Source organism: Streptomyces sp. NPDC059564, from assembly GCF_042735575.1.
Classification (GTDB): domain Bacteria; phylum Actinomycetota; class Actinomycetes; order Streptomycetales; family Streptomycetaceae; genus Streptomyces.
On record NZ_JBHWBP010000497.1, the window covers coordinates 1 to 4,377 of the forward strand.

At 76.5% G+C, this 4,377-nt stretch carries 4 protein-coding genes; 1 reads left to right on the forward strand and 3 read right to left on the reverse strand.

Translation table 11 applies throughout. The features are described from left to right. The 3 genes from ACFV0Q_RS38875 to ACFV0Q_RS38885 all read right to left on the reverse strand — a co-directional run. Positions 1-1,295, reverse strand: a 1,295-nt coding sequence (locus ACFV0Q_RS38875) for a sensor histidine kinase (RefSeq protein WP_385012461.1), incomplete at its 3' end; no start/stop codon positions are given. Positions 1,296-1,504: 209 nt separating this feature from the next. Then, complete coding sequence (locus tag ACFV0Q_RS38880) at positions 1,505-2,488, reverse strand: hypothetical protein (RefSeq protein ID WP_385012463.1); 984 nt, start codon at positions 2,486-2,488, stop codon at positions 1,505-1,507. A 154-nt stretch (positions 2,489-2,642) separates the two neighbouring features. After that, positions 2,643-3,593, reverse strand: a complete 951-nt coding sequence (locus ACFV0Q_RS38885; RefSeq protein ID WP_385012465.1) for an IclR family transcriptional regulator C-terminal domain-containing protein — start codon at positions 3,591-3,593, stop codon at positions 2,643-2,645. Positions 3,594-3,730: 137 nt separating this feature from the next. Here ACFV0Q_RS38885 and ACFV0Q_RS38890 point away from each other — a divergent pair. Next, positions 3,731-4,377, forward strand: a 647-nt coding sequence (locus ACFV0Q_RS38890; protein WP_385012467.1) for an aldehyde dehydrogenase family protein, incomplete at its 3' end; no start/stop codon positions are given.

Here is a 4,377-nt window from a genome sequence, read left to right on the forward strand (position 1 = left end):
CCCCTGACCCGCCGTCGGGCGGAGCCCGCCCCGGCGGGGCTCTCTCCGGCGGGGCCCTCCCCGGCGGGGCCGAGCGGCAAGGCGGCCCGCAGCCGCCAGTGGCCCTCGTGCGGGCCGGCCTCGACGGCGCCGCCGAGGAGCGCGGCCCGCTCGGCGGCTCCGCGCAGCCCGCGGCCTCCGGTGGTGCGCGGCTGCCCGCCCGCGCCGGCGGACGGGTGCCGCGTGGGCGGATTCGTCATGGTGATCTCCAGTTCGCGGTGGCCTTCGGACGCGTGGACCCGGATCCGCAGGGCGACCGGACCCGCCCCGTGGCGCAGGGCGTTGCTCAGGCCCTCCTGCACGATCCGGTACGCCTCGCGGGAGGCGATCGCCGGGAGCTGCGCCCAGTCCCCGGCCGGTCCGGGCCGCAGGTCGGCGGTGACGGTGGTGCCGCCCGCCCGGGTCCGGGCCAGCAGCCCGTCGAGGTCGGCGGCCAGGGTCGGCGCGGGCGCGGCGTCGGCCCGGGCCGGGTCGCCGTCCCGCAGCAGCCCGAGCACCGCGTCCAGCTCCCCCACGGTGCGGCGGGTGGTGTCCTCGATCGCGGTGAGCGCCTCCCGTACGAAGCCGGGGTCGCTGTCGAGCACCCGCCGGGCCGCGGCCGCCTGCAGGGTGACGGCGCTCAGGGCGTGGCCCACCGCGTCGTGCAGCTCCCGGGCCAGGCGGTTGCGCACGGCCAGGTCGGCGGCCCGCTCCTCGGCGGCGGCCAGCCGGTCCGCCGCGGTCGGCCCGAGGAGCACGGGCGCGAGCCGCGCCAGCAGCGCTCCCGCTCCGGCGGAGCAGAGCACGACCCCGGCCAGCAGCGCGGCTCCGAGCAGGGGGGCCAGGTAGGGCCCGGCCCCGCTGCCGAACCAGCCCAGGCCGAAACGGGCTACGCGCCCGCTGTCCAGCAGCGGCAGTGCCATCAGCACCACCCCCATCGGCGGCGTCGCGAGGCTCACCCCGCTGACCACCGCGCCGATCCCCAGGTGCAGGGTCCACCAGGCGGAGGCCCGCCACCGGGCGGCCCAGGACCGGGCCGGCCCCCCGGCCAGCGCGTCCCCCCGCACCCCGCACAGGGCCCGTACCGCGGCCACCGACAACGGCCGGACCGGCCCCACCAGTGCGGTGACGGTGGCCAGCGGAAGCGCGGCGGCGTAGGAGACCAGCATCAGCGGCAGGGAGGTCATCGCGTTGGCCCCGCCGGCCGCCATGCCCACCCCGACCTGGGCGAGCAGCAGGTACGGCATCAGCAGGGCCCCGCCGAGCACCAGATGCACCCACCGCAGCCGAGCCCCCGCCCCCAACACCCACCCCACCCCCACGAGCGCACCCCTGCCCCCGTCGCCCCGGCCCCCGCCGAACCCGCTCACCGCTCCCCCGTTCCCCCGTTCCCCACCCGCCCGCACTCGGCACCCGTTCCACCCCGGCCCCGCCTCACACCCGCGCGGGCGGCCCCCGTGCGAGCGAGTCCCGGCCCCGCCCCGCCTCAAGCCGGTCGGCGGGAGCGGAGGAAGCGTATGAGGACGGCGGCCGCGAGCAGGCCGGTGATCATCTGGCCAGAGTAGGTCAGGGTGATCGCCGTGCCGGGGTCTTCCACGGAACCGGGCCCGGGACCCAGGGCCGCGAGCATCAGCCATGCCCCCCAGCTCAGCGTCGCCCCCGCGCCGACCCAGGTGAGGGCCAGCGGCCACACCGCCCGCCGCTGCCCTCCCCGGGCCAGCAGCAGCGCCCCCGCCGCGGCCGCGAGCGCGCACAGCGCGTGCACCCCCGACACCACGCCCGCCTCCGCGGAGTACTCCGCCGCCCGCCGGGCGGCCAGCCCGGCGCTTCCGCCGAAGGCCCAGTACCCATGCGCCGCGGCCACCGCCACGCCGCTCACCGCCGCGGCTCCCGCCACCACCCCCGTGGGAGACGGGAGCCGCCGGACCGGCGCGCCCTGCCAGAGCCCGCCCCAGCGCTCTCGCGCGTAGGGGACGAACAGTCCGGCCAGGGCGATCCCCTGGATGATGAAACCGCCGTAGACGACGGTGAACACCCACGGGTCGAGGAAGGGCTCCCGGGCGGCCCTGGCCGCCTCGCCCGCGCCCAGGCCCACGGCCTTGACGAGGAGCTGGCCCGGGTAGCCCAGGACGATCGGGGTGAGCAGCCCGGTGGCGACGAACACCGGAAGGGCGAGCAGCCAGGCCGGGACCCGCATGCCCCAGGGGCGGGTGAGCAGCAGCACGAGCAGAATCACCGTCGCGTCCATCGCCATCGTCGCCGCGTTGGCCACCACGAAGAACCGACCCGGCTCCAGCAGCACGCTGCCCGCCGGTATGCCGAGGTGACTCCCGGCCAGCCAGGCCGCCTTGAGGGTCAGGTACGGCAGGGTGGCGGCCAGGGCCGCGCCCCGCAGGATCCGCGGAACGGCCCCCAGCCGGGGGGCCGTCGTCCGCGTCGGGATCGTCATCTGCAGCGCTCGCGTGGTCATGTCCCCACGGTCCCGTGCGCCGCGCCCCGCCACCTCCCCCACGAAGGTGATCCGTCTCCCCCACGTGGGGGAGGAACTCTGAAGGCGCGAGGAAGGCCCGAGGAAAGGCGCGAGGAAGGCGCAGGAAAGGCGAGGAGCCAAGGGACCGGAACCCTCACATCCGCCGCGTCACCACCGACAGCCGGTCCCGCGCCTCGAACAGCGCCGCCTTGATCATCTGCTCGTGCCCCGCCGTCAGCCGCGCCACCGGTACCGAGCAGCTCACCGCGTCCCGCGCCGGCGTCCGGTAGGGCACGGCCACCCCGAAGCAGCGCAGTCCGAGCGTGTTCTCCTCCCGGTCCACCGCGTACCCCTGCTCCCGCACCAGCGCCAGCTCCGCCATCAGCTGCTCCCGGTCGGTGATGGTGTGCTGCGTGACCGCCTCCAGCCGCCGCGGCAGCAGCCTGCGCACCTCCTCGTCGGTGTGCGTGGCCAGCAGCGCCTTGCCGAGCGCCGTCGAGTGCACCGGCAGCCGCCGCCCGACCCGGGTGAAGGGCCGCAGGTAGTGCTGGGACGGCCGGGTGGCGAGGTAGACCACGCTCGTCCCGTCCAGCCGGGCCAGGTGGATGGTCTCGGTGGTGTCGCCGGAGAGCCGGTCCAGGGTGGGCCGGGCGGCCGCCACCACCTCGTCCCCGTCGATGTACGAACTGCCGACCAGCAGGGCCCGTACGCCTATGCCGTAGCGGGTGCCGGTGGCGTCGGTCTCCACCCAGCCCAGGTTCACGAGGGTGCGGAGCAGCATGTAGAGGCTGGACTTGGGCAGGGAGAGGTCGTTCTGGATGTCGGCGAGGCTGTGCAGGCCCGGCCGCGCGGCGAAGTGCTCCAGCAGCAGGACGGTGCGCACCGCCGACTTCACGGGCGCGGGCGCCGCCGCCGGCCCCTCCGCGACGTCCGGCCCCTCCGCGGCATCCGGTCCCTCCGCGACGTGCGGCCCCTCCCCGCCGTCCGGTCCCTCCGTCCCGTCCGGTCCCTCCGTCCCGTCCGTCCCGTCCGTCCCATGCGCCCCGTCCGTCCCATCCACCCCCGCCTGGCCGCCGGTTGTGGTGTCCGTCTCCGCTGTCGTCATGCGCCTGCTTCCCCTCTGTTCGGCTCCGAAGGCCTCTTGTCACGCGGTGGGCGCGGAAATAGAGTCCGCAGCAGAAGTGATCATTCATCCACCGGAACGGCGTTCAGAATACTGAACGATCCAGGAGGCAGCGGGCGATGGCAGCGACACCAGTCTGGAGTGTGGACCCCCGCACCGGGAAGCGGCGCGAAGAGGTTGCCGCCGAGGCCACGCCCGGGGACGTGGACCTGGCCGTACGCGCCGCCCACTCCGCCCGCGCCGCCCTGGCCGACACCGCCGCCCGCGTCACCTTCCTGCGGACCGCCGCCGACCTGCTCGACGGGGCCGCCGACCGGATCGTCGAAGCCGCCGACGCCGAGACCGCGCTGGGCCCGGTCCGCCTCACGGGCGAGCTCGGCCGCACCACCGGCCAGCTGCGGGCCTTCGCCGACGCCGTCGAGGAGGGCTCCCACCTCGACGTCCGGATCGACCGCGCCGACCCCGCCCTCACCCCGCCGCGCCCCGAACTGCGCCGCTACAAGGTGCCGTTGGGCGTGGTCGCCGTCTACGCCGCCTCCAACTTCCCGCTCGCCTTCTCCGTCCCCGGCGGGGACACCGCCAGCGCCCTCGCCGCCGGCTGCCCCGTCGTCGTCAAGGCGCACCCCGACCACCCGGCCACCTCCGAGCTGTGCGCCTCCCTGCTGCGCCGGGCGGCCGAGGCGAGCGGGCTGCCCGCGGCGGTGGTCGCCGTGGTCCACGGGTTCGACGCCGGTCTGGAACTGATCCGCCACCCCCTCGTCACGGC